The organism is Thomasclavelia sp. (genome assembly GCF_017889095.1).
Classification (GTDB): Bacteria; Bacillota_I; Bacilli_A; order Erysipelotrichales; family Coprobacillaceae; genus Thomasclavelia.
The window spans coordinates 1-3036 of sequence record NZ_JAGHEW010000141.1 but is presented as its reverse complement, the minus strand read 5'-3'; the positions used below and the strand labels follow the sequence as shown (position 1 = coordinate 3036).

3 protein-coding genes and 2 pseudogenes are annotated in these 3036 nt (G+C 31.7%); 4 read left to right on the top strand and 1 reads right to left on the bottom strand.

Translation table 11 applies throughout. The features are described from left to right. Positions 1-102, bottom strand: a pseudogene (locus J7M77_RS16865) (heavy-metal-associated domain-containing protein); the annotation flags it as partial. A 345-nt stretch (positions 103-447) separates the two neighbouring features. On the opposite strand from J7M77_RS16865, the gene J7M77_RS06585 reads away from it, so the two are divergent. The 4 genes and pseudogenes from J7M77_RS06585 to J7M77_RS16855 form a co-directional block, all read left to right on the top strand. Next, on the top strand, positions 448-606 hold the full coding sequence (locus J7M77_RS06585; RefSeq protein WP_296877039.1) for a FeoA family protein: 159 nt from the start codon (positions 448-450) through the stop codon (positions 604-606). After that, positions 606-2654, top strand: coding sequence for a ferrous iron transport protein B (gene feoB / locus J7M77_RS06580; RefSeq protein WP_296877038.1), 2049 nt, complete (start codon positions 606-608; stop codon positions 2652-2654). Before J7M77_RS06585 ends, feoB begins: the two co-directional genes overlap by 1 nt. 18 nt (positions 2655-2672) lie before the next feature. After that, complete coding sequence (locus tag J7M77_RS16860; protein WP_367236863.1) at positions 2673-2798, top strand: FeoB-associated Cys-rich membrane protein; 126 nt, start codon at positions 2673-2675, stop codon at positions 2796-2798. A gap of 136 nt (positions 2799-2934) precedes the next feature. Continuing rightward, a pseudogene (locus J7M77_RS16855) lies at positions 2935-3036 on the top strand (heavy-metal-associated domain-containing protein); the annotation flags it as partial.

The following is a 3036-nucleotide window of genomic DNA, read 5'->3' as shown; positions in this document are numbered from 1 at the left end:
GTTGACAGTTGCATTTTTGACTCCTTCTGTCTTTCTCGTAGCTTCCTCCATTTTATTGGCACAGTTTGCACAATCTACTTCAATTTTATAAGTCTTTTTCATTACTGTTTCCTCCTTTTCAATTTATTAATTAAACAATCTTTTAATTGACAAGTTTAATATAATTACTTTTTTTCTTTAATTCAATCATTTGCTTTATTGTCCTTCTTCTTGGGATATATTTACTTCTATTTAGGATTAATTGGCTATAACTAATCCATTTGGAATGATTGTATTCCCAAATAGATGTAAAAGGACTGTTTTTATTGTTTCAATTTATTTAATTTATATAATCTTGTTGTAACAATTAAATAGTTGCTTAATCATTAAAGGAGGTTATTTATGAAATTGAAGGATACTATCGTAGGCAAAGATTATATTGTTTAAAAAATAAGTTTGCCATTTAAGATGACAAGAAGATTAGAGGCATTAGGAATGACAAAACATGCTCCATTTTCTGTTTTAAATAAAAAAGGAAAAGGAATTATGATTATTAAGATTAGAGGCTCTCGATTTGCGTTGGGTTACAATATTTCTAAAAATATTGAAGTTGGGGAGGTAGCATGATGAGTAAAGAAATGACAATTGCATTTATAGGAAATCCTAATTGTGGAAAGACAACATTGTTTAATGCCTATACTGGTGCAAATTTAAAAGTCGCAAACTGGCCAGGGGTTACAGTAGAAAAAGTAGAAGGTGCGATTAAGGATCACGATTTGAATATCCACTTGGTTGATCTTCCCGGAACATATAGTTTGAGTTCATACACTATGGAAGAAATTATTTCTAGAGATTTTATATTAAGCGATGAAGTTGATGTTGTTATCAATGTGGTTGATGCTTCTTGTATGGAACGGGGATTATATCTGACATTACAGCTCTTAGAACTTCATAAACCAGTGGTATTGGCACTTAATATGATGGATATTGTCGAGAAACGAGGAACGGAAATTGATTTACATCGTTTACCGGAGATGCTTGGAATACCTGTAATTCCTGTTTCGGCTAGAAAAAGAAAAGGATTGGATATCTTGCTTCATGCAGCAGCACATCACAAGGATTGTGTCGATCCAACGTGTTTAATTCATCATCATAGCTCTAAATCAAATCATATACATAATCATCACGAGGAATATACAATGGTATATTCATATGAAATCGAAGATCAGATTGATTTGATTATTGAACAGTTAAAACAAAAATATCCTAGCATTAAAAACTTACGTTGGACAGCAATAAAGTTATTGGAAAAAGATAGTGAGATTACTAAGAAATATCCAATTACTTTACCTGAATTTTTAAATAAAAACTATGACTTGCAAATTATTAATCAAAAATATGATTTTATTGATGAAATTATGAAAGAAACATTTATACATAGAGAAAAGTCAAATGCTCTTACAGAAAAAGCTGATCAATTATTGACGCATAAGATATTGGGTATTCCTATGTTTCTTATTATAATGGCAGTCGTTTTCTTCTTGACATTTACACTAGGAGATTGGATAAAAGGCTATTTTGAAATAGGGATCGATCTTATATCAAAAACAGTAGAAAATTTTTTGGTAAGTAGTGGTGCTGGAGAAACATTAACTTCACTTATTATTGATGGCATTATTGGTGGTGTAGGAACAATTATTACCTTTTTACCAAATATTTTCATTTTATTTTTATCTTTGGCTTTTTTTGAAGATAGTGGATATATGGCAAGAGTAGCTTATGTTATGGAAGGTATGATGAGCAAGTTAGGGTTATCAGGGAAAGCATTTATACCAATGCTTTTGGGATTTGGATGTACAGTCCCTGCAATTATGGCTTCACGAGCATTAGAGAGCAAGAGAGATCGCTATAAAGTTATGCTGGTAACACCGTTTATGAGTTGCAATGCCCGTTTAACTATATATATTCTTTTTGCGGAAATGTTTTTTAAGGAAAATGCAATGATTGTAGCTTATTCTATGTATCTTATTGGTATACTTGTCGCAATCATTGTTTCAGCAATTATCCATTTTATTGACAAGAAAAAAAGTGTCAACTATCTGCTGATAGAATTGCCTGAGTATAAGATGCCTGATGCAAGAACAGTTGCTATCTATGTTTGGGACAAGGTTAAAGATTATCTTGAAAAAGCAGGTACAACTATTTTTGTCGCAACATTGATTATTTGGGTTATATTAAATTTTGGTATCAATGGTTATACAACCGAAATGACACAAAGCTTTGGCGCCATGATAGGAAAATGGCTAGTTCCTGTATTTGCTCTGATTGGATTAGGGTTCTGGCAAATTGTTGTTGCTTTGATTGCTGGTATTTCAGCTAAAGAAGTAGTGGTAGCAAGCTGTGCAGTCTTGTTTGGAATAACTAATGCCAGTTCACCAGCAGGTATGAGTGCCTTTGCCACAGCGCTAGAAGGTATTGGTTTTGGTCCGTTGAATGCGTTTTGTTTAATGGTCTTCTGTTTATTATATATACCATGTGCAGCTACTTTAGCAACTATTAAAAAAGAGTCTAATAGCTGGGTATGGACTGGATTTGTGGCATTATTTCAACTTTTAACAGCTTGGATAGTTACATTTATTGTTTTTCAAATTGGAACATTGATAATAGGTCTATAAAGGGAGAGTGAGATAAAAGTGAATTATTTTATTATAGCATGTATTTTAGGTTATTTTATATGGTGTATTTACAGAAATTATAAAAAGAAAAAGAATTTAAAAAGCAAATGTCATGATTGTCCTCTTTCAGGTAACTGCCATTAGAACCCAAATGGAAGAACAAATAACCCAAAAAGAAGGACAATAAAGCAAATGATTGAATTAAAGAAAAAAAGTAATTATATTAAACTTGTCAATTAAAAGATTGTTTAATTGATAAATTGAAAAGGAGGAAACAGTAATGAAAAAGACTTATAAAATTGAAGTAGATTGTGCAAACTGTGCCAATAAAATGGAGGAAGCTACGAGAAAGACAGAAGGAGTCAAAAATGCAACTGTCAAC